Consider the following 25,264-nt stretch of genomic DNA (forward strand, 5'->3'; position numbering starts at 1 on the left):
CGTTAGACGCTGGCTGCTGCCCGATCAGCCCTTCCCCGGGGGCTTCAGGGTAGGAGAGGTGTGTCATGCCAAATCGCTTGCAAGCCCGGGCCGGAGCCTTGCTGCGGCGCGCGACGCTCAAGTTCAAGCTGGCCCTGTTCGGCATCCTGCTGTCGGCGCTGGGCGTGGGTGCGCTGTCGCTGTATGTGGTGAAGGGCCTGCGCCAGGACTTCCAGACCCTGGCCGCCAAGGGGCAGAGCACCACCGCGCTGTTCGTGGCCCGCACGCTGGACGAGCAGTTGCAGCTCAGGGTCCAGGCGCTCAGGGCGCTGGCACCGCAGGTGCTGACGCTGCTGCAGAGCCAGCCGGCCGCGCTGCCGGCCTTTCTGGCCGACAAGCCCGTGGCCGCCACCATCTTCAGCCGCGACATCTACCTGATCTCGCGCGCGGGCCTGCGCATTGCCGAGGCGCCGGCGCGCGGCTTCATCGGCACCAGCTACGCCGATTCCAGCTACTTCCAGCAGGCGCTGAGCAGCGGCGAGCCGGTGATACAGCCGCGCATGGGGCGCTTTGCCAAGCAGCCGGTGCTGATCGTGGCACTGCCGCTGAAGGACGCCGCGGGCAGGGTGGTGGCGGTGCTGTGCGGCTCCGAGCTGCTGGCGCCGGGCAGTGCCTTCCACTTTGCCGGCGAGGTGCGCAATGGCGAGACGGGCGGCTTCCATGTGGTGTCGCTGCGCGACAAGCTCTACGTCACCAGCACCGATCCCAAGCGCGCCATGAACGCCCTGCCCGCGGCGGGCGAGGGCAGCGTGCTGCAGCGCCGGCTGCAGGGCGAGCTGGGGCCGCTGCTGGGGCCGGACTCGCGCGGCATCGAAACCCTGGGTGCCGCGGCGCGCCTGAAGCAGGCCGAATGGATCGTGGTGGCCTATCTACCAACCCAGGAGGTGTTCGCGCCCGTGCATGCGCTGGAGCAGCGCATCTATGGCGGTGCGCTGCTGATCGCGCTGCTGATGGGGGGCCTGATCTGGTGGCTGGTGCAGCGCGAGCTGGCGCCGCTGGCCGCGGCCACGCAGCGCATCGGCGCGCTGGCCCAGCAGGGCGAGCTCGATGCCGGCCTGCCGGTCTCGGGCAGCCGCGAGATCCGCCAGCTGCTCGGCAATTTCAACCATATGCAGGCGCGCCTGCGGGCCCAGCACCAGCTGATACGGCGCGAGCGCGACCAGCTCGAACTCACCGTGGCCGAGCGCACCGCCGAGCTGCAGACCAGCAATGCCGAGCTGCGCCGCAAGCAGCGCTTCATCCATGCCGTCACCGACGCCATGCCCGGCATGCTCAGCTACTGGGACGCCGATCAGACCTGCCGCTTTGCCAACCGCGCCTATCTGGAGTGGTACGGGCGCGCGCCCGAGGACATGCTGGGCATGCCGATGGCCGAGCTGCTGGGCCCCGAGCTGTTCGCGCGCACCGAGCCCCATGTGCAGGCGGTGCTGCGCGGCGAGCGGCAGCGCTTCGCGCGCAGCATGGTGAAGGCCGATGGCAGCGAGGGCTTTGCCTGGGCCGAGTACATGCCCGATGTGGTGGCGGGCCAGGTGCTGGGCTTCTACGCGATGGTGACCGACGTCACCGCGCTCAAGCAGGCCGAGCGGCGCCTGGAGGAGTTGAACGCCGAACTGGCGCAGCGCGCCAGCCAGGCCGAGACGGCCACCCATGCCAAGTCGGAGTTCCTCGCCAATATGAGCCATGAAATCCGCACCCCGCTCAACGGCATCCTGGGCATGGCCCATCTGATGCGGCGCGCCAGCCTGCCGCCCGCGCAGGCCGAGCGCCTGGACAAGATCCTGCGCTCGGGCCAGCACCTGCTGCGCCTCATCAACGACATCCTCGACCTCTCCAAGATCGAGGCCGGCCAGCTGCAGCTCGAGGAGCGCGACTTCCTGCTCGACGAGGCGGTGGCGGCGGCGGTCGACGTGGTCGGCAACGCCATCCAGGCCAAGGGCCTGAGGCTGGAGCTGCAGCTGGAGGGCCTGCCCAATGCCTTGCGCGGCGATGCCACGCGACTCTCGCAGGCGCTGCTGAACTACCTGGGCAATGCGCTCAAGTTCACCGAGACGGGCGGCATCACGCTGCGCGGCCAGCTGCTGGAGCAGGGCGCGCAGGACTGCCTGCTGCGCTTCGAGGTGCAGGACACCGGCATCGGCCTGCGCCCCGAGCAGCAGGCGCGGCTGTTCCGCGCCTTCAGCCAGGCCGAGCAGTCCACCGCGCGGCGCTATGGAGGCACCGGCCTGGGCCTGGCCATCACCCAGCGCATCGCCGCGCTGATGGGCGGCGAGGTGGGCCTGCGCAGCACGCCGGGGCAGGGCAGCTGCTTCTGGATGACGGCCAGGCTGGCGCTCGCCGAGCACACCGTGCCGGGGCTGCTGCCCGCCGAGCCCGGCGTGCAAGCCGAGCAGCGCCTGGCCCAGCGCCACGGCGGCCGGCGCGTGCTGGTGGTCGACGACGACCCGGTGAACCAGCTGGTGGCCCAGGGCCTGCTGCAGGAGGTGGGCCTGGTGGTGGATGTGGCGGAGACCGGCCTGGAGGCGCTGACCCTGCTGGCCAGCCAGCCCTATGCCCTTGTGCTGATGGACATGCAGCTGCCCGGCATGGATGGCCTGCAGGCGACGCGCGCGCTGCGCAAGCTGCCGGGCTGCGCGCAGCTGCCGGTGCTGGCGATGACGGCCAATGCCTTTGCCGAGGACCGCGAGCAATGCCTGCAGGCCGGCATGGACGATTTCATCAGCAAGCCGGTGGACCCGGAGCGGCTGTTCGCCACCCTGCTGCAATGGCTCGATCAGGCGGACGGCACGCAGCGCGCCGGCCGGGCGCTGCACAGCGCTGCCTGAGCCCTCGCGCCGCCGCTCAGGTCTGGATCGCCATCGCGACCAGCTCGCTGTAGAGGCAGACGCTGCCGGGGCCGCGCCGCTTGCCTTCGTAGAGCGCCAGGTCGGCCTGGCCCAGCAGCACATCCGGCAGGCCGGCATCGTCGGGAAAGATCGCCACGCCGGCGCAGGCCGAGATGCGCACGCTGGGCTGCCCGTGCAGCTCGATGGGCTGGCGCAGCAGGGCGATCACGCGCTGCAGCGCGGCCACCGCCTCGCCCACCTGCTCGAGCTGGTTCATGAGAATGACGAACTCATCGCCACCCAGCCGGGCCACCGTGTCGTTGCCGCGCATGCATTGCGCCAGGCGCTGGGCCACCACGCGCAGCACCTGGTCGCCGGCGGCATGGCCGTGGCGGTCGTTGACCGGCTTGAAGCCGTCCAGGTCCAGATAGCACAGCGCCAGCAGCCGCCCCTGCCGCTCGGCCAGCGCCAGCGCCTGCGGCAGCCGGTCCATCAGCAGCAGGCGGTTGGGCAGGCCGGTGAGGGCATCGTGGTAGGCGTAGTGCTCCATCTCAGCATGGGTCTGCTTGAGCGCGGTGATGTCCTGCACGGTGCCATGTAGGCGCCGCACCCGGCCCCTGGCGTCGCGGGCCGCCTCGCCGCAGATATGCACCCAGCGCCGCGCGCCATCCTCGCGCTGCAGCTCGGCATCGCATTGGTAGGGCTTGCCGTCCTGCAGGCAGCGTTCCACGCAGGCGGCCAGCGCGGTCCAGCTGTGCGGCGAGAAGTAGCGCTGCACCTCGGGGTAGACGGCCGGCCCGGCCTGCGGCGCGCGGCCATAGAGCCGGTAGATCTGCGGCGACCAGTAATGCTCGCCGGACTGGCAGTCCCAGGTCCAGTTGCCCATGCCGGCGAGGTGCTGGACCTTGCGCAGCTCGGCCTCGCGCGCCGCCAAGAGGGCGGTGCGGCGGTACAGCAGGCCGGCCGACAGGGCCGTGACCAGCAGGGCCAGCAAGGCCAGGCCGGCCAGCGTCAGGGCCTCGGTCCGCCAGGCGGCCTGGTCGGCGGAGGTGGCCAGGCCCACCAGCACATAGAAGGGGTAATGCTCGAGGCGCTGGTAGGCGTTGCTGCGCTCGATGCCGTCGATGGCGGTGCTGGCCAGGTAGACGCCCGCCGCCGGCGCGCGGTGCACGGCCTCGCGCAGCTGCGCCGACACCTCCTTGCTGCCCACCGCGCCATGGGTGTCGGGATGGCGGTGCACCAGGGCCAGCTCGGCGTTGCGCAGGGTGGCGGCGCCGGCCGGCCCGAGCTCGGCGCTCGCCAGCACCGGGCCCAGGCTGCTGGTGGCGACATTCGCGTAGAGCACGCCGGCAAAGCTGCCATCGGCCGCGTTGAGGCGGCGCGCCAGCACGATCACCCAGGTCTTGCCATCGTCGGCCCGCAGCGGGCCGTCCACCCACAGCGCCGCTGCAGCCTGGTCGCGCGCGCTGCCGAAGAACTGGCGCTCGGCCACCTGCGGGGCCGGCAGCGCCAGGGCGCGGCTGCTCCATTGCACCTGGCCGCCAGCGTCGGCGAGCTGCAGGCTCAGCAGTTCCGGATGCAGGCGCTGGTGCTGCCTGAGCAGGCCCGGCAGCAGCGCCGCCGGGCTAGTGCCCGCCTTCAGCGTCTCGGCATGGGCGCTGGAGAGCAGCTGCAGGCTCAGGTCCAGCTTGTCGAAACGGTCGCCGAGGCGCTGTGCATAAAGCCGCGCCAGGTTCTGCGTCGCCAGGCCGGCACGCTCGCGATAGCCGGCCCGGGCCTGCCAGATGGCCAGGCCGGCCAGGCCAAGGATCAGCAGGCCGACCAGGCAGACCGTCAGCGCATAGAGCGCCGGGCGCTGTCCCTGCCCGGCCCTGGGGCTTGCGGCCCGGGCCTTGTTCGCCTTGCTGTCATGCATACGCTGGTCCGCGTCGGGCGGCCAGTCCCTGTACTGTTCTTGGTCTTTGCTGTCACTCTAGGCCCGGGCTTCGGTGCGCGGCTTGCTTTTGGTCAAGAGTGGCCTCAAACGCTCTTGATCCAGTCGCGTACCAGGGCCTGCAGGGCCGGCGTGCCGGCACGCAGGTCGGCGGCATCGGCATAGAGCAGCTGCGCGCGGTCCTGGCCCAGCCAGCGCAGCCGCCCGGTCGGGTCCTCGAGCTGCGGGCCGGGGCTGCTGCGCACCTTGGCGCCCCGATGCAGGATCAGACCCAGCCCCAGCTTGGCGCGCAGATGGGTGGTGGCAAACCATTCCCGCGTGCGGAAGCTCGGCGCATTCCACTTGATGCCCTCGCTGATGCTGGCGTCGGCCGCCAGCATGGCCTGGCGCAGCGCCTCGATGGCCGGCTTGTGCGCATGCTCGAGGGCGGCCATGAAGGCATCCACCGCGGCGCGTTCGTGCTGGGCGGCTGGCATGTTTGCGTGCTCAGGGTGCGGTGGCGTAGGGCGGCGCCAGCCGCAGATCGGCCAGCACCAGGGCGATGGCCGACTGTACCTGGGGCAGGCTGCGCGCCCAGGCTTCCAGGGCGGCGGCGCGCGCGGCCTCGGGCACGCAACCTTCCAGGTAGACCACCCGGCCCTGCACCGTGACCCAGAGGCTGCTGCCGCTCAGCAAGTCGGCCTGTTGCGGCAGGGCGGCACGCAGCGCGGCGGCGATGTCCTGGTCATAAGAATAGAAGTTGGCGCGCTCGCAGCGCCCGGCCAGCCAGCAGCTCGTGCCCTTTTCGGCGCGGTGATGGGCTTGCACGCGCCGCTCGGCCTCGGTGATGAAGGGGCCCCGCGGCACCGGGCAGGCCGGCAGCGCAGCGGCGATCTGGAAGAAGGGGTCGTCGAACCAGTTGCGGCGCTGCGGCGCGTCGTCGGCCCGCGCCGGCCCGGCCAGGCCGAAGCACAGACCAAGCCACAGCGCGGCAAGGCCAACATGGCCGCAACGCGCGCGCATCGGCTTACTGAATGAGGCCCAGTTGCAGGTTCAGCTGCAGCGCCTGCTTGGACTTGTTGCTCCACATCCAGCAGTAGTCCTGCGCGCTCTCGACCGCCAGGCTGCCCTGCTCCTGGGCGGACTGCTCGACGCGCGCCGGGTAGCGCACCTCCTTGCCGAGGTGGTAATGGATGTTGAAGTTCAGCGGCGCGTCCGAATGGTAGGCCCAGTCGACCCTCTGGCCGGCCTTCAGGGGGCCGCAGACCTCGGCGAACTTGCCGGGCGCCACGCTCAGCTTGCGCTCGAAGCGGCCGGCATCGCTCCAGCCCAGCTCGATCAGCTCGGCCCGCGCCGAGCTCGCCAGCAGCAATGCGCCCAGCAGCGTACCCAACAGCGTACTCGAGCGCACTCGGCCGGCCCTCATGGCGCCACCTCCAGCTCGGTCACCACCATGCCGGTGGCGGCGTTCTCGGCGGCGAAGCGGACCTTGCTGCCGACCTTGAGCTTGTCCAGCCAGGCCGGGTCCTTGAGCTGGAACACCATGGTCATGGGCGGCATGTCGAGGTTCTTGATCTCCGCATGCTTGAGCGTGATCTTCTTGTTTTCCTTGTCGATCTTGCGCACCTCGCCCTCGGTCAGGGTGGGGGCGGCGCCCGCGTTCGCCAGGCCCAGGGCCAGCATCAGCAGCAGGGATTTCATCGTCGGTCGCTCCTCAGGCATAGCGTTGATAGACACGGCTGCCGCCGTCGTGGCCCAGCAGCAGCACCTGGTAGGGGTCCTTGCGGCCGCCGTATTCGGGGCCGTCCATGCCCGGCGAACCCACCGGCATGCCGGGCACTGCCAGGCCGATCGCCCGCGGGCGCTCGCGCAGCAGGCGCAGGATCTCGCGCGCCGGCACATGGCCCTCGATGGCGTAGCCGCCCACCTGGGCGGTGTGGCAGGAGCCATAGTCGAGCGCCACGCCCAGGCGGGCGCGCGCGTCGGTATTGCCGCTGTCGAAGCTGCGCACCGTGAAGCCGTTGGCCTCCAGGTGCTTGATCCAGTCCTTGCAGCAGCCGCAGGCCGGGCCTTTCCAGACCTCCACCACCGGCAGGGCGGGTTTGGCGGCGCGGGCCGGGATGGCCGGCAGGGCGGCCGCGACCAGGCTGGCCAGCAGCAGCCGGCGTCTATCGCGCGATCTTGTCATCGCTGTTTCTCCTTGACGATGATCTTGCCCACCATGCCGGCCTGGTAATGGCCGGCGATCAGGCAGGCGAAATCGAATTCGCCGGCGCGGTTGAAGGTCCAGACGATCTGGGCCTGCTGGCCCGCCGGCACATGGGCCATATAGGGCTCGTCATGCTCCATGTTCGGGAATTTGAGCATCAGCGCGGCATGCTCGTCGAGCTCCGCCTTGGTGCCCAGCACGAACTCATGCAGCATTGCGCCCTCGTTCTTCACCACGATGCGCAGGGTCTCGCCGCGCCGCACCTCCAGGCGGTCGGGCGTGAAGCGCATGTCGTCGCTCATCACGAAGCGCACCGTGCGCCCGGCGGCCCTGGGCTCGGCGGCGATGCCCCAGGCCTTCTGCTCCTTGCGCAGCGGGCCGGCATGCTTTTCGCCGCCATGGGCTTGCGCGCTGCCGAGCGCGCCCAGGCTCAGCAACGCTGCCAGTAGCCAGCGCCTATTTTCAATGCCCATGGTGTGCTCCCGTCGGCTTGCGTATGTTCACCTCGACCGCCGGCGTGCCGGCACTGGCGGCCGGCCGTGCCGGCTCGGCCAGCGGCCCCTGCCATTCATGCGCCAGGGTGCCGGGCGGATGCTTGAACCAGCCGGGGTCGCTGTAGTCGCCCGCCTTCTGATCCTTGCGCACCTTCAGCATGCTGAACATGCCGCCCATGCCCACCGGGCCGAAGGGGCCGTGGCCGGTCATCATCGCGGCGGTATTGTCGGGCAGGGGCATTTCCATCTCGGTCATGTCGTGCATGCCGCGCTCGCCCATCACCATGTAGTCGGGTACCAGCTGCGTGATCTTGCGCGCCAGCTGGCGGTGGTCCACGCCGATCATGGTGGGCACGTTGTGGCCCATCGCGTTCATGGTGTGGTGGCTCTTGTGGCAGTGGAAGGCCCAGTCGCCTTCCTCGTCGGCAATGAAGTCCAGCTGCCGCATCTGGCCCACCGCCACATCGGTAGTGACCTCGGGCCAGCGCGCGCTCCTGGGCACCGGGCCGCCATCGGTGCCGGTGACCATGAACTCATGGCCGTGCAGATGGATGGGATGGTTGGTCATGGTGAGGTTGCCGACGCGGATGCGCACCTTCTCGCCCTGGCGCGCCACCAGGGGCGCGATGCCCGGGAACACGCGGCTGTTCCAGGTCCAGAGGTTGAAGTCCAGCATCGTCATGATCTTGGGCGTGGCGCTGCCGGGCTCGATGTCGTAGGCGTTCAGCAGGAACACATAGTCGCGGTCCACCGGGTCGATGAGCGGATGTTTGCCCTTGGGATGGGTGATCCACAAGCCCATCATGCCCATCGCCATCTGCACCATCTCGTCGGCATGCGGGTGGTACATGAAGGTGCCCGGGCGGCGCGCCACGAACTCGTACACATAGGTCTTGCCGGGCGCGATCGGCGCCTGGGTCAGGCCGGTGACGCCGTCCATGCCGCAAGGCAGGCGCTGGCCATGCCAGTGCATGCTGGTGACCTCGGGCAGCTTGTTGGTGACGAAGATGCGCACGCGGTCGCCCTCCACCACCTCGATGGTGGGGCCGGGACTCTGGCCGTTATAGCCCCACAGGTGGGCCTTGAAGCCGGGCGTCATCTCGCGCACCACCGGCTCGGCCACCAGATGGAACTCCTTCACCCCGCCGTTCATGCGCCAGGGCAGGGTCCAGCCGTTCAGCGTCACCACCGGGTTGTAGGGGCGGCCGCTGGCGGGCTGCAGCGGCGGCTGGGTGTCGGGCGAGGTCTGGATGACGGGTTCGGGCAGGGCGGCCATCGCCACCTTGCTGACCGTGCCGGCCGCAAGCGCCGCGCCGCCGAGAAAGTTTCTGCGGGAAACCATGGGCTTCTTTCAGTGGCCACCGCTGTCGGCGGCGGCGGGTGTGGCGGTGATTGCGCCGGCCTGGGCGAGGCCGGGCTTGCCCAGCAGGGCCTGGTCCAGATCGGCCTTGGCGAGCCAGAAATCGCGCTGCGCGTCGATCGCTGAAGCCACGCTGGCGATCTGCGCGCGCGTGTCGGCCAGCAGCTCGAACACGCCGATCAGCATGCCGTTGTAGCGCAGCAGGTTTTCCTCGGCGATGCGCTGGCGCAGCGGCACGATCTCTTGCAGATGGTGTTGGGCGATGGCATGGGCGGAGCGGTAATTGCCATAGGCCTCGCGCAGCTCCGAGCGGGCGTTGATGGCGGTCTCGGCGACGCGCTCCAGCGCCTGCAGATACTGGCTCTCGGCGCGCTGCACGCGCGCCTGGCCCCAGTCGAACAGCGGCAGCTCCAGGCTCAGCTCCCAGCCGCGCTGCGTGGGCGCCTGGTTCGAGCTGTTGCGCACCAGCCCCAGCTCCAGCACGTTCACCAGGCGCGTCACGCGGCTCAGGCCCAGCTGCCGCGCGAGCGCCTCGCTGGCCAGCCTGGCGCCCTGCACATCCAGGCGCCGGGCCATGCCGATGCGCTCGATCTCGGGCAGCTCGTCGGCCTGGGCGGGCAACTCGGGCAGGCGCTCGGGCAGGGCCAAGCGCGTCGCCTGCTCGCCCCACAGGCCCAGCAGGCGGGTGAGGCGCTCGCGCCGGGCGCGCTGCTGCTGCTCGGCGCGCGCCAGCCCGAGCGCGGCATCGGCATAAAAGCCCTGCTCACGGGCGCGCTGCAGTGCGTTGAAGTTGCCCACCTGGGCCATGCGGCGCGCCAGCTCGGCGCCGGCCTCGGCGGCCTCCATCACCTGGCCGGCATAGCGCCGCGCTTGCTCCGCGGCGACCGCCTCGATCCAGGCCTTGCGGGTCTCGGCCGCGAGGCTCAGCACCTCCAGGGCGACGCGCTGCTTGCTTTGCTCGAAGCGCCGCGCCTCGAGCTGGCCGGCCCAGGGCAGGGCCAGCAGCCGGGCCAGATTGAGGTGCAGGCCGCGCTCGAGCTCATGCTCGTCGCCGCGCTGCAGGCTGGCCAGGCTGAGGCCCGGATTGGGCAGCCGGCCGGCCTGCACGAAGTCCGCCTCGCTGATGCCCAGCTCGTGGAAGCTGGCCTGCAGGCCGCGGTTGTTGAGCAGGGCCAGCTGCACCGCGGCCTCGGCGTCCAGCGGCCGCGTCAGCAGTTCGGCCACGCGCTGCTGGATCGCCGCGCGCTCGGCGTCGCTGCGCGCCCAGCGCAGCTCCTTGTCCAGATGGGTGCGGGCGCTCAGCTGCACCGGGCCGAAGCCGCCATCGGCGCTGAAGCCGGCGCAGCCGCCCAGCAGGGCCAGGCTCAGAAACGCGAGCAGGCGCCTCATGGCGAATCGGCTCCGCGCGGCGCTGAGGCCGTTGACGCCGCTGAGGCCGCTGAGGCTGCGCTGGCCGGTGCAGCGGGCTGGGCCGCCTCGCGCGCATAGGCACGCCAGCCGCCGCTGCGCAGCACCTGCTCATTGGCCTCGCGCCAGGGCGTGGCGGGGGCCTCGTCGAGGCGGCGGTAGGCGCCCAGCGCCTTGGGCACCTCGGCCCTGGGCACGCGGGCCTGCGCGTCCGCCGGGTCGCCGGGCTGCGCCAGCGCCTGCAGGGTGCAGCCCAGCAGCGCCATCCATCCGAGTCGTTTCAACAACATGACCTCACTCTAAGTGAAGCCGTGCATGTTCGGGCTTGCCATGGGGGCAAGGTCAAGCCCGGCGGGGGGCCCTGCGTCGGGCCCGGCCTCAGTGCTTGCGGCGCAGCAGCAGGCCCACGGTGGCCAGGCCCGCCAGCAGCAGGGCCCCGCTGGCGGGCTCGGGCACGGCGGGCGTCACCAGCAGCGGCTCCCAGGTGTAGGAGATGGTGTTGTTGAGGTTGTCGCTGACGCGGCCGGGCAGGTTGTAGCCGGGCCAGCCGAAGGCGTCGTACTCGGTGTAGGGCGCCTCCTCATGGTTGGAACTGGCCATGTGCTCGACGGTGTCGGAGCCGCCGTCGAAACGGTATTCGCCCAGCGCGTAGACGATGCCGTTGAGGTTGGCCATGCCGTGGTGGAAGGCGCCCACCGCCCGGTTGCCCGAGAAGAACAGCTCGAAGTCGCTCAGCTCGTAACCGTACAGATAGCCGTCGCCGTCCAGGTCTTCGCCGCTGAAGTGGCCGGTGATGCGGGCGCCATCGGCGAAGCCGCCCTGGCTGAAGTTGTAGCTGGCGGCCTGGACGCTGCTGCCGATGCACAGGCCGGCGGCGGCCAGGGCCAGGGTGGTGACGAGCGGGTAGAGGTGACGGAGTTTCATGATTGTTTCCCTGAGCGATGAAGTGACGCCAGTGTCGGGATTGCGCCCTCTGCGCGCATCGCCTGAACGGGCCACGGCGCATGGCCGGGGCCACCCATGCCGAAAGCGATGCCAAGGGTCTGTGCCGTGGCCCGTTCGGGCCACAGTTCGCCACAATCGAGCGCTGCGAATCACGCGACCCTGGCCGCACATGCGAACATTCAGCTCCCCTGGCTGGCTGCAGGCCTGCAGCGCCGCACTGCTGCGCGGCACCCTGCAGGCCCTGCTCAAGCCGGTGTTCTCGCCGCGCTTTTCCATCCCCTTCCAGCGCCGCTGGCTGCGCGGGCTGGCGCACAGCACGCTGCCGGCGCGCGGCGTGCGGCGCGAGGCCGCGCAACTGGGCGGCCGGCCCGGCGAGTGGCTGCGGGCGCGCAGCGCGGCGCCCGATGCGCCCATCGCGCCCGGCGCCGTGCTCTATCTGCATGGCGGCGCCTATTGCGTGGGCGCGCCGGCCACGCACCGCGCGCTGACCGGCCGGCTGGCGCTGGCCACCGGCCTGCCGGTGTTCGCGCTGGACTACCGGCTGGCGCCCGAGCATCCCTTTCCGGCCGGCCTGGACGACGCGCTGGCGGCCTACCGGGCGCTGCGCGCCCAGGGGCCGGTGGTGCTGGCGGGCGATTCGGCCGGCGGCGGCCTGGCGCTGGCCTGCGCGCTGGCGCTGCGGGAGGCCGGCGATGCCGCGCCCGCCGCGCTCTACCTGATCTCGCCCTGGGCCGATATGCGCGCCGAGGCCGCGCCCGCGCGGCCGGTGCCGGGCGAGGCCATGCTCAGCCAGGCCTGGGTGCTGGATTGCGCGGCCAAGTACCTGGGCAAGACCGCGCCCGAGCACCCCTGGTGCTCGCCGCTGCTGGCCGATCTGCGCGGCCTGCCGCCCACGCTGATACAGGCCGGCACCGACGAGATGCTGCACGGCCAGGCGCTGGCGCTGGAGGCCGCGCTGCGGGCCGCCGGCGTGGCGGTGCGCTGCGAGGTGGACCAGGCGCGCTGGCATGTGTTCCAGCTGCATGGCGGCGCGCTGGCGAGCGCCGACGCGGCGCTGGCGCGCGCCGCGGCCTTCATCGCCCCGCAGATGGCGGCCGCGCGCGCGCCGGTGCAGGCCACGCACGAGGTCGTCATCATGGGCGCCGGCATGTCGGGCCTGTGCATGGCGATCCAGCTCAAGCGGGCCGGCATGCACGACTTCGTGCTGCTGGAGAAGCAGACCGGCCTGGGCGGCACCTGGTGGGACAACCGCTATCCCGGCGCCCATGTGGACGTGCCGGCGCCCGCCTATGCCTTCAGCTTCGCGGCCAACCCGCGCTGGACGCGCCGCTTTGCCTCCGCGCCCGAGATCCACCGCTATATGCAAGACCTGGCGCTGCGCCATGGGCTGCTGCCGCATCTGCGCCTGGGCACGGCGGTGCAGGAGGCCGGCTTCGATGCGGCCAGCGGCCAGTGGGCGCTGCGCACCGACCGTGGCGACCATTACCGCGCGCGCCATTTCGTCTGCAGCACCGGGCCGCTGAACCAGCCGCGCTGGCCCGACATCCCCGGCCTGGCCGAGTTCCAGGGCGAGCGCCTGCATTCGGCGCGCTGGGATGCCACGGTGCCGCTGCAGGGCCGGCGCGTGGCGGTGATAGGCACGGGCTCCACCGCCTCGCAGCTGGTGGCGCCGATCGCCGCGCAGGCGGGGCAGCTGCATGTGTTCCAGCGCACCGCCAACTGGGTGCTGCCGCGGCTGGACCGCCGCTACTTCGGCATCGACCGCCTGCTGGCGCGCCTGCCGCCCTACAGCGCCGCGGTGCGCTGGGCCTGGGTGCAGGCGCTGGAATGGGGGCGGCGCGGCTTCGACGAGGGCACGCTGGCGCGCCGCGGCATGCTGGCCACGGCGGCCGCGCACCGCCAGCGTCAGGTGGCCGACCCGGCGCTGCGCGCCAGGCTCACGCCCAGCTACCCGCTGGGCTGCAAGCGCATCATTTATTCCAACGACTACTACCCGGCGCTCGGCCGCCCCAATACCGAGCTGGTGACCGAGGCGATCGCGCGCATCAGCGCGCGCGGCATCGTCACCGCCGACGGGCGCGAGCGGCCGCTGGATGTGCTGGTCTGCGCCACCGGCTTCGACACCCAGCAATTGCTCGCCTCGCTGCAGATCCGCGGCCAGCAGGGGCAGTTGCTCGGTGAGGTCTGGCGCGCCAGCCCCGAGGCCTATCTGGGCTGCACGGTGGCGGGTTTTCCGAATCTCTACCTGATGCTGGGCCCGAATACCGCCACCGGCCACACCTCGACCCTGCTCTATATCGAGCCCCAGGTGCAGCATGCGCTGGCCTGCATGCGCGAGCTGCGCCAGCGCGGCCAGCAATGGATCGCCGTGCGGCCCGAGGCGCAGCGCGCCTACAACGAGGGCCTGCAGGCGCGCCTGCGCGGCTCGGTCTGGACGCAATGCCACAGCTGGTACCAGGGCGCGGACGGCCGCGTCGCGGCGATCTTCCCGGGCTTCACGGCCGAGTACCAGCGGCGCGTGCGGCGGCCCGATTTCTCGGCCTATCAGTTCGGCTAGAGAATGCCCAGCGCCTCTTCCAGCTCGCGCGGCGCGTAGGGCAGGGGGCGCTCGGGCCAGGCCCGCACCAGCTCGCACATGCGCTGGTTCAGCGGTGCGCGGCGGCCGAGCTGGTGGGCCAGGCGCACCACCTCACCGCACAGCGCGTCGATCTCGGTGGCGCGGCCCAGCGCCAGATCGTCGGCCATGCTGGAGCGCGCCTTGGCATCGATGCGCAGCATGCGCGTGGCGAGCAGGCGGAACAGCGGCGAGGGCAGGCGCAGCAGCGCCGGCAGGCGCGCCGGTGCCACCGCCGCCACCTTGGCGGGCGCCAGGCCGGCGGCGCGCAGCAGGCCCAGCGCCTCGTCCTGCAGGGCGGCCAGGCAGCGGCGGTAGCCGCGCTCCAGCAGCTGTGCCTTGAGCGGGCGGCCCGAGAGCGCGTTGACCGGGTTGTTCAGGTTCAGCAAGAGCTTGCCCCATTGCAGCGGGCGCAGATCGGCATGCAGCTGCAGCGTCAGCCCCTGGCTGGCGAAGGCCCCGACCAGGGGCGGCAGGGCGTCGTCGCGCGCGGCCGCCAGGGCGCCGGCGCTGCCGCGGTGGTAATGGCCGGGTGCCAGCGCCGCCACATTGAAGGGCACCATGCCGGCGCGCAGGCGCAGCGCGGGCGCGGCCTCCTGGGCGCGCTCGGCATTGCCCAGGCCGTTCTGCATCGAGAGCACCGGGCTGTCGGCGGGCAGGGCCGACTGCAGCGCCTGGGCCGCCGCCACGGTGCCGCCGGTCTTCACGCAGAGCAGGGTCAGGCGGGGGCGCAGGCCGGGCGGGATGCTGCTGGCCAGCTGCAGCTCGGCTGCCGGGATGCGCGCGTCGCGGCCGTCCAGGTCGCTGAGGCGCAGGCCATGCGTGGCCAGCTCGTCCAGCACGCGCGGCCGGCCCACATAGAGCACCGGCCAGCCGGCGCGCTGCAGGCTGCCGCCCAGAAAGCAGCCGATCGCGCCGGCGCCCATCACGAGCACCGGGGCTTGCGCGGGGTCGGCCACCTCAGGCGACGGGGTGGGTCAGGTCGCGGATGATGGTGGGGCCGACGCGCTGCTCGATCTCGCGCAGCAAGGCCTGACCCCAGCCGAGCGCGAACATCGCCTCGGCCACCACGAACATCGGGCCCACCAGCAGGCCCACCAGGTCGTCCACGAAGGCGGGCTTCTTGCCCTCGTAGTAATGGCCGACGAACTGGATGATCCAGCCCAGCACAAAGCTGCCCACGCCCCAGCCCAGCCAGCTGGCGCTGCTGCCCGCGGCGAGCGGCTCGGCCAGCGCCATCAGGAGGGCGTTGACGGCGCTCACCGCCAGGCCCAGCGGCAGATTACCGCGCGTCAGGTACCAGATGGTGCTGGCGCCCCACAGCAGCCAGGCGGCGCTGAGGGCGTGGCCGGCGATACCGAACTGGGCGCGCGCCAGCAGGATGCCGATCGCGAACACGATCAGCGGGATGCCGACGAAATGGGTGGCGATATTGCGGCGGTCGCGGTGGTAGGCCGCGTACTGGGCCATCAGGTCGGTGGCGGAGCGGAAGGGGCTGGCTGCCATGATGATGTCTCCATTGCTGTCGATGGCCCCATGGTAGGACGATGGCGGCCTTGATGACTGTCAAAATGCCGACAATCGCGGCGCGCGCAAACCCTGAGTCAGCCCATGTCCGCCTTTCGTTTGAATCCCAGCGAACTGGCCCTCCTGCAGGCCAACCCCTGGTTTCGCGCCTGCACCGCTGCGCTGCAGCAGCAGCTGTGCGAGGCGGGGCGGCGCGTGCACCTGGCCGCCGGCCAGACCCTGTTCGCGCGCGGCGCCCAACCCGAGGGCCTGTGCTTTGTGCTGGCCGGCGCGCTGCGCGTCGGTTCGCTGGGCCGCGATGGCAGCGAGCGGCCGCTGACCTATCTGGAGCCGGGCCAGTGGTTCGGCGAGATCTCGCTGCTGGACGACCTGCCGCGCACCCACGACGCGGTGGCGGACGGCCCGGCGAGCGTCTGGCTGCTGCCGCAGCGCGAGCTGCAGGACTGGCTCAACACCCACCCGGCCTGCTGGCGCGACCTGGCGCGCCTGGCCTGCGCCAAGCTGCGCGCCAGCTTCGAGGTGCTGGAAGACATTGCCCACCTGCCGCTGGAGCAGCGCCTGGCCAAGCGTCTGGCCCTGGTGGCGCGCGGCTTCGACAGCGCCGCCATGCAGTTGCCCAAGTCGCGCCTGCGCCTGCCGCAGGAGCAGCTGGCGCTGATGCTGGGCGTGAGCCGGCAGACCGTCAACAAGGCGCTCAAGAGCCTGGCCGAGCGCGGCCTGCTGGCCCTGCACTATGCCGAGATCGAGCTGCTGGACCTGGCGGGCCTGGACGCGCTGGCCGCCGAGGGCCGGCCGTGAGGGGCGCGCTGGCGCTGCTGCTCGTGTTTGTGCTTGCCGCCTGCGCGCGTGTGCCCGGCCCGGTGGTCGAGCCGCCAGCCCAGGCTGTCGTGGCGGCGCCGCCGGGCCTGTGGTCGGTGGATGCCAGCGCCTCGCAGCTGCGCATCCTGGTGCTGCGCGGCGGCCGCCTGGCGGCCCTGGGCCACAACCATGTGCTGGGCCTGCCGCCGCTGCGGGGCGGGGTGCAAATGCCCGCTGCGCTGCTGGAGCTGAGCTTTCGCCTGGACGAGCTGGAATTCGACCGACCGGCCTGGCGCGCCGCGCTGGGGCCGGACTTCGCCTCGGTGCCGGATGCCGACAGCATCGCCGCCACGCGCCGGAACATGCTGATCGCGCTGGAGGCCGAGCGCTTTCCGCTGGTGCGGCTGCAGGCCCGGGGCCTGGACGGCGAAACCCTGCGGCTGGACCTGACGCTGCACGGCCAGACGCGCTCCATCAGCGTGCCGCTGCAGCTGGACCTGCGGGCGCACAGCTTGCGCGCCCGCACGCGCTTTGCCATCAAGCAAAGCGATTTCGGCATCCAGCCCTTCAGTGTGCTGGGCGGGCTGCTGGCGGTGCAGGACGAGCTGCGCATCGAGGCGGATCTCTGGCTGAGGCCCTAAGTCGCGAAGCGCGCTGACACCAGCCGCAGCGGCGGTGGCTCGGCCGCTTCGGCGGGCCGCTGCAGCACGCGCCCGAGAATCGCCGCCTCATGGCGCGCAAACGCCGGCGCGCCATGCTGGCGTGGCCGGGGCAGCTCGATGCGGCGATCCAGTGCCACGCCGCGGTCCTCGATCAAGAGCACGCGCCCGGCCACCGCCACCGCCTCGGCGACGTCGTGGGTGACCAGCAGGGCGGTGAAGCCGTGGCGCTGCCACAGCGACTCGAGCAGGCGGTGCATCTCGATGCGGGTGAGCGCATCCAGCGCGCCCAGGGGCTCGTCCAGCAGCAGCAGGCGCGGCGCATGCACGAGGGCGCGCGCCAGCGCCACGCGCTGGCGCTGGCCGCCCGAGAGCCGGGCCGGCCAGTCCTGCGCGCGCTCGGCCAGGCCCACCTGGGCCAGCGCTTCGCGGGCGCGCTCGCGGGCGTCCGGGCCGGCCAGGCCCAGCGCGATGTTGTCCAGCACCGTCTTCCAGGGCAGCAGGCGCGCCTCCTGGAACATGATGCGGATGTCCTCGCGGTGCCGCGCCAGCGGCTGGCCGTCGTCGCTGGCGAGCGCGCCGCCGTCGGCGCTCTCCAGCTGGGCCAGCAGGCGCAGCAGCGTGCTCTTGCCGCAACCGCTGCGGCCGACGACGGCGACGAACTCGCCCGGCGCGATCTCCAGGTCCACGCCCTGCAGGACCTGGCGCGCGCCATAGGACTTGGCGATGCCTTGCAGGCGCAGGCCCAGGCCCGCCTGCTGGCGCGGGCCGCGCTGGGCGCAGTCACGCGCCGGCGGCGCCAGCCAGGCGCCGGCTTCGAATTCAAGGCTGAGCGGATGCATGATGGGATTCTCCTAACGCGTCAGATGCCTGTGCCATGGCTGGGGTGCCAGCGCAGCCACCAGCGTTCCAGGCCCTTGGCCAGCAGATCGGCCAGCTTGCCCAGGGCCGCATAGAGCAGGATGCCCAGTAGCACCACATCGGTCTGCAGGAACTCGCGCGCATTCATGGTCATGTAGCCGATGCCGGCCTGGGCCGAGATGGTCTCGGCCACGATCAGGATCACCCACATCAGGCCGAGGCTGAAGCGCAGGCCCACCAGGATGCCGGGCAGGGCGCCGGGCAGCACCACATGGCGGTAGAGCGGCCAGCCCGCGAGGCCGTAGCTGCGCGCCATCTCCACCAGCCCCGGGTCCACCGAGCGGATGCCGTGGAAGGTGTTGAGGTAGATCGGGAAGAATACCCCCAGCGCGACCAGAAAGAGCTTGGCGCTTTCGTCGATGCCGAACCACAGGATCACCAGCGGGATCAGCGCCAGCGGCGGGATGTTGCGCAGCATCTGCAGGCTGGAGTCCAGCAAGGTCTCGGCGCCGCGGAAGCTGCCGGTCAAGAGGCCCAGCAGCAGGCCCAGGCCGCCGCCGATGGCAAAGCCCAGCGCGGCGCGGCGCGTGCTCACCGCCACATGGGTCCAGAGCTCGCCGCTGTCGGCCAGGTTCACGAGGGCCCGCAGCACCGCCAGGGGCTCGGGCAGCACGCGGCTGGAGAGCCAGCCCTGGCTGGCGGCGAGCTCCCAGCCCAGCAGGATCAGCAGCGGCAGCAGCCAGGGCGTGAGGCGGGCGCGCCAGTTGGAGAGCAAGAGCAGTTGCATGGCGGCCTCAGCTGGCGGCGGTCTGCCTGGGCGCATAGCTGTTGGCGACGATCTCGCCGAACGGGCCGGTGAGCTGCGGCTGGCTGAGCTTCTCGCGCAGCGCCAGCGGCAGCAGCGGGAACACCAGCTCAGCAAAGCGGTAGGACTCCTCCAGATGCGGATAGCCGGAGAGCACGAAGTACTCCAGGCCCAGCGCCGCATATTCCTGGATGCGATCGGCCACCTGCTGGGGGTTGCCCACCAGGGCGGTGCCGGCGCCGCCGCGCACCAGGCCCACGCCGGCCCACAGATTCGGCGCCACCTCGAGGCCCTTGCGCACATCGCTGGGGTCGTAGCGGCCGCCGTGCAGCTCGGCCATGCGGCGCTGGCCCACGCTGTCCATCTGCGCGAACTTGCGCTGTGCCGCGGCCACGGTCTCGGGCTCGAGATGCTGGATCAGCTCGGCCGCGGCGGCCCAGGCGGCCTGCTCGGTTTCGCGCACGATCACATGCAGGCGGATGCCGAACTTGAGCGTGCGGCCATGGGCGGCGGCACGGCTGCGGATGTCGGCCAGCTTGGCGGCCACCGCGGGCAGCGGCTCGCCCCAGCTGAGGTAGGTGTCGAGCTGCTGCGCGGCCAGCTCATGCGCGGCCGGCGAGGAGCCGCCGAAGAACAGCGGCGGATAGGGCCGCTGCAGCGGCGGGTAGAGCAGCTTGGCGCCCTTCACCCGGAGGTGCTTGCCCACATAGTCGAGGGCCTCGCCGCGGTGGCTGCGTGCCAGCGTCTCGCGCCAGATGTCGAGGAACTCGGCGGAGAGTTCATAGCGCTCGGCATGGGGCAGGAACAGGCCGTCGCCCTCCAGCTCGTCGGCGTCGCCGCCGGTCACCAGGTTCACCAGCAGGCGGCCGCCCGAGAGGCGGTCGAAGGTGGCGGCAATGCGCGCCGATTGCACCGGCGTCACCAGCCCCGGCCGCAGCGCCACCAGGAACTTGAGATGTCGGGTCGCGTCGATCAGGCTGGTGGCCACCGTCCAGGGGTCTTCGCAGCTGCGGCCGGTGGGGATCAGCACGCCCTCATAACCCAATGAGTCGGCGGCCACGGCCACCTGCTTGAAGTAGTTGAAGTCGGCCTGGCGGCCGCCCTTGGCGGTGCCCAGATAGCGGCTGTCGCCGTGGGTGGGGATGAACCAGAAGATCTTCAGTGACATGGGGCCTCCGGCTTACTTGGCAGCGGTGTGCAGGGGCGCGCCGGGCAGGGCGTCGGCGATGCGGATGGGCTTGGGGATGAGCTTGAGCTCGAGGAAGGCGTCGGCAATCTTCTGCTGCTCGGCGGCCACCGCGGCGGTGAGGGGCTGCACGCCGAACTGGTAGCGCTGCAGGGCGAGTTCCACCACCTCCACCGGCAGGCCCTGCAGCGGCGCGATCAGGCCGGCGGCCTGCTTCAGATGGGCCTTCAGCCACTGGTCCTGCTCGACGCTGTCATCGAACAGCGCCTTGATCACCAGCGGCTTCTTCTGCGCGTAGCCGCGCTCGGCCAGGTAGTAGGCGAAGTTGTGCACCACGCCCCGGCCATCGGCCAGGATGCGCGCGCCGGTCTGCTTCTCCACCGCGGCGAGGAAGGGGTCCCAGATCACCCAGGCGTCCACGGCACCGCGCTCGAAGGCGGCGCGCGCATCGGCGGGCGGCAGGAATACCGGCTGGATCTCGCTGTACTTCACGCCGGCCTTTTCCAGCGCGCGCACCAGCAGGTAGTGCACATTGCTGCCCTTGTTGAGGGCGACCTTCCGGCCCTTCAGATCGGCCACGCTCTTGATGGGCGAATCCTTGGGGACGACGATGGCCTCGGCCTCGGGCGCGGCCGGGTCGTTGCCGATGTAGACGAAGTTGGCGCCCGCGGCCTGGGCAAAGATGGGCGGCGCCTCGCCGACGAAGCCCACGTCCACCGCGCCCACGTTCAGGCCCTCCAGTAGCTGCGGGCCGGCCGGGAACTCCACCCATTTCACGCTCACGCCCTGGCCGCCGAGCTTCTTTTCCAGCGTGCCCTGGGCCTTCTGCAGGGCCAGCAGGCTGGCGGACTTCTGGTAGCCGATGCGGAGCTGATCGCCGCCCTGGGCCTGCGCCAGCGGCATGGCGCAGGCCAGCGCCAGGGCGCCCAGCCGTTGAGTGAGAGAGCGGAGCAATGCGTGAGTCTTCATGATGATGGGGGGCTCGGGTTGAAGGGACTGCCCGCACGATAGGCAAGCACGCGGCCGCTGCGAACGAAGCAAAGCGGGTTTGCTTATGCGCTGGCCGTTGCCCTGGCCGGGCCGGGCAGCGGTGCCGCCGGCGCGCGTGGGCGCAGCGTGCGCAGCAATGCGACCGCCTGCGCGGCGGCCTCGCCGATGCGGGCCTGCAGGGCGGCGCTGGCCAGGCCGGCCTCGCTCAGATCGGTGGGCGAGGCATAGACCGCCGAGGGCACGCTGAGGGCGCGAAAGAAGGCGAACAGCGGGCGCAGCTGGTGATCCAGCACCAGGGCGTGGCGATCGCTGCCGCCGGTGGCGGCCAGCAGCACCGGCCGCCCCACCAGGGCCTCGGGGTCCAGCAGGTCGAAGAGATGCTTGAACAGGCCCGTGTACGAGCCCTTGTAGACCGGCGTGGCGGCAATCACCAGGTCGGCCTGTGCGAGCGCCTGCAGGGCCGCCTGCGCCGGCGGCGCCAGCGCGCGCGCCTCGCCGCCGGCCAGCAGCTGCGGCGCCAGCGTGGCCAGCTCGATGAGTTGCACGCGCACCGGCAGGGCGGCGGCCACGGCGTCGGCCAGGGCCTGGGCCAGCAGCTTGGTACGCGAGGCGGGGCTGGGGCTGCCGACGACGACGGCAAGGCGGTAGGGGCTCATGGGCAGGTCCGGCAATGGAGGTGGCCGGACTCTAGGCGGCCGCTGCCCCGGCCCCAAATGCGCAATGCGCAGACGCTTATGCGTCCGGCGAGGCAGGGCTTAGACCAGCCCCTCGAAGGGCAGCACGTCCACCTCATCGCCCGCCGCCACCTCGCCCTGCCGGTGGCCCAGCACCACCAGGCCGTTGGCGCGGCTCATGCTGGAGAGGATGCCCGAGCCCTGGTCGCCGGTGATCTCCACCTGCCAGCGCCCGTCGGGCCCGCGGCTGACGATGCCGCGCTGGTATTCGGTGCGGCCCGGGCGCTTGCGCAGCGCGCGCGTGCTGGCGGCGCGCAGCAGGGGCAGGGGGGCAGGTCTTGCCCCACCCATCACCAGCAAGGCCTCGCGCACGAAGGCGTAGAAGGCCACCATCACCGCCACCGGGTTGCCGGGCAAGCCGAACAGCAGGGGGGCGTCGGGGCTCTTGCCGAGCCGGCCGATCGCCATCGGGCGGCCCGGGCGGATCGCCAGGCGCCAGAACAGCACCTCGCCCTGTTCGCTCATGATGCGCTTGGTGTGGTCGGCCTCGCCCACGCCCACGCCGCCCGAGGTGATGACGGCGTCGGCGCAGGCGGCGGCCTGGGCGAACACGCTGCGCAGCGCTTGCGGATCGTCGGGCACCACGCCCAGGTCCAGCGCGTCCACGCCCAGGCGCTGCAGCATGGCCCAGAGGGTGTAGCGGTTGCTGTCGTAGACGCAGCCGGGCGGCAGCGGCTCGCCCAGCGAGCGCAACTCGTTGCCGGTGGAGAAGAAGGCCACGCGCAGGCGGCGGAACACCGGCACCTCGGCCAGGCCCAGCGAGGCCAGCAGGCCCAGATCGGCGGGCTGCAGGATGCGGCCGGCGGGCAGGGCCACGCTGCCCAGGGCCAGGTCCTCGCCGGCGCGGCGGCGGTTGGCGCCGGGCTGCAGGCTGCCGGCCGCGATCACGATCTCATCACCGTCGCGTGCGCTCAGCTCCTGCGGCACCACCGTATCCAGTCCCGCGGGCATCAGGGCCCCGGTCATGATGCGCTGGCAGCAGCCGGGGGGCAGGTCTTGCGCCTGGCCGGCGCCGGCCAGGCTGGTGCCGGCCACGCGCAGGCGGGTCGGGCCGGCGGCGTTCAGCTCGCTGCCGCGCAGGGCGTAGCCGTCCATCGCCGAGTTGTCATGCGCGGGCACGGCGATCGGCGAGATCTGGTCGGCCGCCAGCACGCGACCGAGCGCGCTGCGCAGCGATAGCTTCTCCACCGCCTGCACGCGCGGCAGCAGGCGGGCGATGAAGGCCTGGGCCAGGCCCACTTCGAGGTCATTGGGTTCGTAGCCGGGCAGGCCGCTGGCGATGTCTTGGAGGCTGAGTGTCATGAGGTGCGTCATGGCTTGCGTAGCGGGCAGACCATCAAGGCCTTGTCGATGTAGCGGCCGTCGGGCAGGCGGATGGCGCGCGGCAGCAGGCCGTAGCGCGTGAAACCCGCGCCTTCGTAAAGGCGCAGCGCCGCCACATTGCCGGCGCTGACGCTGAGCGTCACCAGCTCCAGCTCGGGCTCGCTGCGCAGCAGGCTCAGGGCCTGGGCCAGCAGACGCCGGCCGAGGCCCTGGCCCTGGCTCGCGTCGGCCACCATCATGCCCACCAGATGCGCCACATGGCGCACCTTCTGGCGCGGCTCGCGCTCGCAGGTGAGCGCCGCCACCATGCGGCCGCCCTGCCAGGCCACCAGGGTGAAGAGGGCGCTGCCGCCCACGCTGGCGTGCAGGCGCGGCTGGTAGCTGGCGGCGGGGCGGGTGGCCTCGGTGGCGGCGTCGGAGGTGAAGGCGTCCTCGTGGCGTAGCAGCATGGCATCGCGCAGCGCCTTGTAGTCCGCCAGGTCGGCGGCTTGCATGAGGCGCAGCTGCGCTTGCTCAGTCTGCGGCAAGGCGCTGGAGTTCATCGAGGCTGTTGGCATTGAAGAAGGCGGCGGCATCGCCGTCGCGGTCGAAGGGAACCAGCACATGCGGCTGGGCACGCAGGCAGGCCTCGACGCGGTGGCCGCCGCCCGCCAGGTAGGCGCTTAAGCCCGGGGCCAGGTCTTGCCTGAGCAGGCAGAACACCGGCTGGACGCGCTCGGTGACGGGCAGGGCGACGGCCGCGCCTTCGCGCTCGGCGGCGCGCAGCAGCCGCGCCGCCAGGTCCAGCGGCAGGCGTGGCGCGTCGCAGGGCACGGCCAGCAGCCAGCGCGTGCGGCAGGCCTGCAGGCCGGCCAGCAGCCCGGCCAGCGGGCCGGCATAGTCGGCGGAGGCGTCGGCCAGCACCGCATGGCCGTAGGCGCCATAGCGCGCCAGGTTGCGGTTGGCATTGATCAGCAGCGTGCCCACTTGGGGGCCCAGGCGTTCCAGCACATGCTCGACCAGCGGCCGCCCTTGCAGGGGCTGCAAGCCCTTGTCGACCCCGCCCATGCGGCTGCCACGGCCGCCGCAGAGCAGCAGGCCGGTGATGTCAGCGGCGCTGCTGCTGTTCATCGTCGCGCGGGCTGGGTCGGTGGCTGCCGGGCGGGAAGGCGTCGCCCAGATGGGTGGGCCCCTTCATCACCGCGGTAACCCAGGCCCCCACCAGCCAGGTCAGCACCATGCTGAGGCCGAACAGGGCGGTGCCGATCGCGATGTAGTCGATCAGCAGGGCCGCGCGGGCGGCGTCGTTGTGCAGGCCGGGCTGCACGAACTGCTTGGCAAACTCGCTGCCGGCCCAGGGCAGGGCCAGGCAAGCCGCCAGCGCCCAGGCCAGGCGGCGGCGCAGGCGCGCGGTGAACCAGGCGGTGAAGGGCTCGGAGGGCAGGGGCGGCAGCGCCGGGCTCATGCTCAGCCTCCGATGTAATGCATTTCGATGCGGCGCTCGCCGCGCGCCTCGCCGGCGGCATCACCCGCGTTGGCACCGCGCAGCTGCGAATAGCGGTCGCTGCGGCCGGCCCACACGCCCGCCAGCGCGCCGGCGATCTCGGCATCGCTGCGGCCCTGCTCGCGCAGCAGCGCGCGCAGGTCGTGGCCGCGGTGCGCGAACAAGCAGGTGTAGAGCTTGCCCTCGGTGGACAGGCGCGCGCGGTTGCAGTCGCCGCAGAAGGCCTGGGTGACGCTGGAGATCAGGCCGATCTCGCCCGCCCCGTCGGCATAGGCCCAGCGCTCGGCGGTCTCGCCCGGCGCGCTGGCCGAGAGCGGCTGCAGCGTGAACTCGGCCTGCAAGCGCGCCAGCAACTCGGCCGAGGGCAGCACCTCGTCCATGCGCCAGCCGTTGCTGGCGCCCACGTCCATGTATTCGATGAAGCGCAGCACCACGCCGGTGCCGCGGAAATGCCGCGCCATGGCGAGGATCTGGTCGTCGTTGCTGCCGCGCTTGACCACCATATTGACCTTGATGGGCGTGAGGCCCGCGGCCTGCGCCGCCTCGATGCCGCGCAGCACCTCGGCGACCGGGAAGCCAACGTCGTTCATGCGCTGGAACACCGCGTCGTCCAGCGCGTCCAGGCTCACGGTGACGCGTTGCAGCCCGGCATCCTTCAGGGCACGCGCCTTCTTGGCCAGCAGCGAGCCATTGGTGGTGAGGGTCAGGTCCAGCGGCGCGCCCTCGACGGTGCGCAGGCCGGCCAGCATTTCGATCAGGCGTTCGAGGTGGCGGCGCAACAGGGGCTCGCCGCCGGTGAGGCGCAGCTTCTGCACCCCCTGGGCCACGAAGATGCGCGCCAGCCGGGTGATCTCCTCGAAGCTCAGCAGCTCGGCATGCGGCAGGAACTCGTGGTAGTGATCGAACACCTCCTTGGGCATGCAGTAGCTGCAGCGGAAGTTGCAGCGGTCGGTGACCGAGATGCGCAGATCGCGCAGCGGCCGGCCCAGCGCATCGGCCAGCAGGCCGGTGGCGGCGGGCAGCTCGCGCGGCACGGCCGGCACCAGCGCCACCAGGCGCTGGTCGATCAGGGGAATCACACCGTCTGTCATGCGGC

General features: G+C 71.8%; 27 protein-coding genes. 4 read left to right on the forward strand and 23 right to left on the reverse strand.

Going from position 1 to position 25,264, the window contains the following annotated elements; genetic code table 11:
* The first annotated feature begins 65 nt into the window (after positions 1–65).
* Positions 66–2,861, forward strand: a complete 2,796-nt coding sequence (locus tag PFX98_RS15895; RefSeq protein WP_285231457.1) for a response regulator — start codon at positions 66–68, stop codon at positions 2,859–2,861.
* Positions 2,862–2,877: 16 nt separating this feature from the next.
* On the opposite strand, the gene PFX98_RS15900 is transcribed toward PFX98_RS15895, so the two are convergent.
* The 11 genes from PFX98_RS15900 to PFX98_RS15950 form a co-directional block, all read right to left on the reverse strand.
* Complete coding sequence (locus tag PFX98_RS15900) at positions 2,878–4,776, reverse strand: sensor domain-containing diguanylate cyclase (protein ID WP_285231458.1); 1,899 nt, start codon at positions 4,774–4,776, stop codon at positions 2,878–2,880.
* A gap of 104 nt (positions 4,777–4,880) precedes the next feature.
* Positions 4,881–5,270 (reverse strand): DUF1801 domain-containing protein, encoded by a 390-nt coding sequence (locus PFX98_RS15905; RefSeq protein WP_285231459.1) that lies wholly within the window; start codon positions 5,268–5,270, stop codon positions 4,881–4,883.
* A 10-nt stretch (positions 5,271–5,280) separates the two neighbouring features.
* A complete protein-coding gene (locus tag PFX98_RS15910; RefSeq protein ID WP_285231460.1) occupies positions 5,281–5,796 on the reverse strand; it encodes a BON domain-containing protein in 516 nt (171 codons plus the stop codon).
* A gap of 4 nt (positions 5,797–5,800) precedes the next feature.
* Positions 5,801–6,199 carry a hypothetical protein gene (locus PFX98_RS15915; RefSeq protein ID WP_285231461.1) on the reverse strand — a complete coding sequence of 133 codons (399 nt, stop codon included), beginning with the start codon at positions 6,197–6,199 and terminating at the stop codon, positions 5,801–5,803.
* Positions 6,196–6,474 (reverse strand): copper-binding protein, encoded by a 279-nt coding sequence (locus PFX98_RS15920; protein ID WP_285231462.1) that lies wholly within the window; start codon positions 6,472–6,474, stop codon positions 6,196–6,198. Before PFX98_RS15920 ends, PFX98_RS15915 begins: the two co-directional genes overlap by 4 nt.
* 13 nt (positions 6,475–6,487) lie before the next feature.
* Positions 6,488–6,961, reverse strand: a complete 474-nt coding sequence (locus PFX98_RS15925) for a DUF411 domain-containing protein (protein ID WP_285231463.1) — start codon at positions 6,959–6,961, stop codon at positions 6,488–6,490.
* Positions 6,958–7,455, reverse strand: coding sequence for a cupredoxin domain-containing protein (locus tag PFX98_RS15930; protein ID WP_285231464.1), 498 nt, complete (start codon positions 7,453–7,455; stop codon positions 6,958–6,960). Before PFX98_RS15930 ends, PFX98_RS15925 begins: the two co-directional genes overlap by 4 nt.
* Positions 7,445–8,818, reverse strand: a complete 1,374-nt coding sequence (locus PFX98_RS15935; RefSeq protein ID WP_285231465.1) for a multicopper oxidase family protein — start codon at positions 8,816–8,818, stop codon at positions 7,445–7,447. The genes PFX98_RS15930 and PFX98_RS15935 overlap by 11 nt, the downstream gene beginning before the upstream one ends.
* Positions 8,819–8,827: 9 nt before the next feature.
* Positions 8,828–10,225, reverse strand: coding sequence for a TolC family protein (locus PFX98_RS15940; protein ID WP_285231466.1), 1,398 nt, complete (start codon positions 10,223–10,225; stop codon positions 8,828–8,830).
* Positions 10,222–10,533 (reverse strand): hypothetical protein, encoded by a 312-nt coding sequence (locus tag PFX98_RS15945; protein WP_285231467.1) that lies wholly within the window; start codon positions 10,531–10,533, stop codon positions 10,222–10,224. Before PFX98_RS15945 ends, PFX98_RS15940 begins: the two co-directional genes overlap by 4 nt.
* A gap of 88 nt (positions 10,534–10,621) precedes the next feature.
* Positions 10,622–11,167 (reverse strand): PEP-CTERM sorting domain-containing protein, encoded by a 546-nt coding sequence (locus PFX98_RS15950; protein WP_285231468.1) that lies wholly within the window; start codon positions 11,165–11,167, stop codon positions 10,622–10,624.
* 190 nt (positions 11,168–11,357) lie between these two features.
* On the opposite strand from PFX98_RS15950, the gene PFX98_RS15955 reads away from it, so the two are divergent.
* Positions 11,358–13,745 carry an alpha/beta hydrolase fold domain-containing protein gene (locus PFX98_RS15955; RefSeq protein WP_285231469.1) on the forward strand — a complete coding sequence of 796 codons (2,388 nt, stop codon included), beginning with the start codon at positions 11,358–11,360 and terminating at the stop codon, positions 13,743–13,745.
* Here PFX98_RS15955 and PFX98_RS15960 read toward each other — a convergent pair.
* Positions 13,742–14,761: a 2-dehydropantoate 2-reductase gene (locus PFX98_RS15960; RefSeq protein WP_285231470.1), complete on the reverse strand. Its 1,020-nt coding sequence runs from the start codon at positions 14,759–14,761 to the stop codon at positions 13,742–13,744. The genes PFX98_RS15955 and PFX98_RS15960 overlap by 4 nt on opposite strands.
* A gap of 1 nt (position 14,762) precedes the next feature.
* Positions 14,763–15,308, reverse strand: coding sequence for an Mpo1 family 2-hydroxy fatty acid dioxygenase (locus tag PFX98_RS15965; protein WP_285231471.1), 546 nt, complete (start codon positions 15,306–15,308; stop codon positions 14,763–14,765).
* Between the two features lie 105 nt (positions 15,309–15,413).
* Between PFX98_RS15965 and PFX98_RS15970 the strand changes: the two genes are divergently transcribed.
* Together PFX98_RS15970 and PFX98_RS15975 are read left to right on the forward strand one after the other, a co-directional pair.
* Positions 15,414–16,127, forward strand: a complete 714-nt coding sequence (locus PFX98_RS15970; RefSeq protein ID WP_285231472.1) for a Crp/Fnr family transcriptional regulator — start codon at positions 15,414–15,416, stop codon at positions 16,125–16,127.
* A complete protein-coding gene (locus PFX98_RS15975; RefSeq protein ID WP_285231473.1) occupies positions 16,124–16,768 on the forward strand; it encodes a YceI family protein in 645 nt (214 codons plus the stop codon). The genes PFX98_RS15970 and PFX98_RS15975 overlap by 4 nt, the downstream gene beginning before the upstream one ends.
* Here PFX98_RS15975 and PFX98_RS15980 read toward each other — a convergent pair.
* The 10 genes from PFX98_RS15980 to moaA all read right to left on the reverse strand — a co-directional run bounded on the left by PFX98_RS15980 (position 16,765) and on the right by moaA (position 25,259).
* On the reverse strand, positions 16,765–17,628 hold the full coding sequence (locus tag PFX98_RS15980) for an ATP-binding cassette domain-containing protein (RefSeq protein ID WP_285231474.1): 864 nt from the start codon (positions 17,626–17,628) through the stop codon (positions 16,765–16,767). The genes PFX98_RS15975 and PFX98_RS15980 overlap by 4 nt on opposite strands.
* A gap of 20 nt (positions 17,629–17,648) precedes the next feature.
* Entirely contained in the window at positions 17,649–18,434 is a 786-nt protein-coding gene (gene ssuC / locus PFX98_RS15985) for an aliphatic sulfonate ABC transporter permease SsuC (protein ID WP_285231475.1), read from the reverse strand.
* 7 nt (positions 18,435–18,441) lie between these two features.
* Positions 18,442–19,614 (reverse strand): FMNH2-dependent alkanesulfonate monooxygenase, encoded by a 1,173-nt coding sequence (ssuD, locus tag PFX98_RS15990; protein ID WP_285235613.1) that lies wholly within the window; start codon positions 19,612–19,614, stop codon positions 18,442–18,444.
* An 18-nt stretch (positions 19,615–19,632) separates the two neighbouring features.
* On the reverse strand, positions 19,633–20,607 hold the full coding sequence (locus PFX98_RS15995) for a sulfonate ABC transporter substrate-binding protein (protein ID WP_425334614.1): 975 nt from the start codon (positions 20,605–20,607) through the stop codon (positions 19,633–19,635).
* Positions 20,608–20,690: 83 nt separating this feature from the next.
* Entirely contained in the window at positions 20,691–21,284 is a 594-nt protein-coding gene (locus PFX98_RS16000) for an NAD(P)H-dependent oxidoreductase (protein WP_285231476.1), read from the reverse strand.
* A gap of 99 nt (positions 21,285–21,383) precedes the next feature.
* Positions 21,384–22,676, reverse strand: a complete 1,293-nt coding sequence (gene moeA, locus PFX98_RS16005; RefSeq protein WP_285231477.1) for a molybdopterin molybdotransferase MoeA — start codon at positions 22,674–22,676, stop codon at positions 21,384–21,386.
* Positions 22,673–23,179, reverse strand: a complete 507-nt coding sequence (locus PFX98_RS16010; RefSeq protein WP_285231478.1) for a GNAT family N-acetyltransferase — start codon at positions 23,177–23,179, stop codon at positions 22,673–22,675. Before PFX98_RS16010 ends, moeA begins: the two co-directional genes overlap by 4 nt.
* Before the next feature lie 19 nt (positions 23,180–23,198).
* On the reverse strand, positions 23,199–23,795 hold the full coding sequence (gene mobA / locus PFX98_RS16015; RefSeq protein WP_285231479.1) for a molybdenum cofactor guanylyltransferase MobA: 597 nt from the start codon (positions 23,793–23,795) through the stop codon (positions 23,199–23,201).
* A complete protein-coding gene (locus PFX98_RS16020) occupies positions 23,773–24,129 on the reverse strand; it encodes a hypothetical protein (RefSeq protein ID WP_285231480.1) in 357 nt (118 codons plus the stop codon). The genes mobA and PFX98_RS16020 overlap by 23 nt, the downstream gene beginning before the upstream one ends.
* 2 nt (positions 24,130–24,131) lie before the next feature.
* Positions 24,132–25,259 (reverse strand): GTP 3',8-cyclase MoaA, encoded by a 1,128-nt coding sequence (moaA, locus tag PFX98_RS16025; protein ID WP_285231481.1) that lies wholly within the window; start codon positions 25,257–25,259, stop codon positions 24,132–24,134.
* Between the last annotated feature and the right edge of the window lie 5 nt (positions 25,260–25,264).

Origin of the sequence: Paucibacter sediminis (genome assembly GCF_030254645.1) — a bacterium.
Lineage (GTDB): Bacteria > Pseudomonadota > Gammaproteobacteria > Burkholderiales > Burkholderiaceae_C > Paucibacter_B > Paucibacter_B sediminis.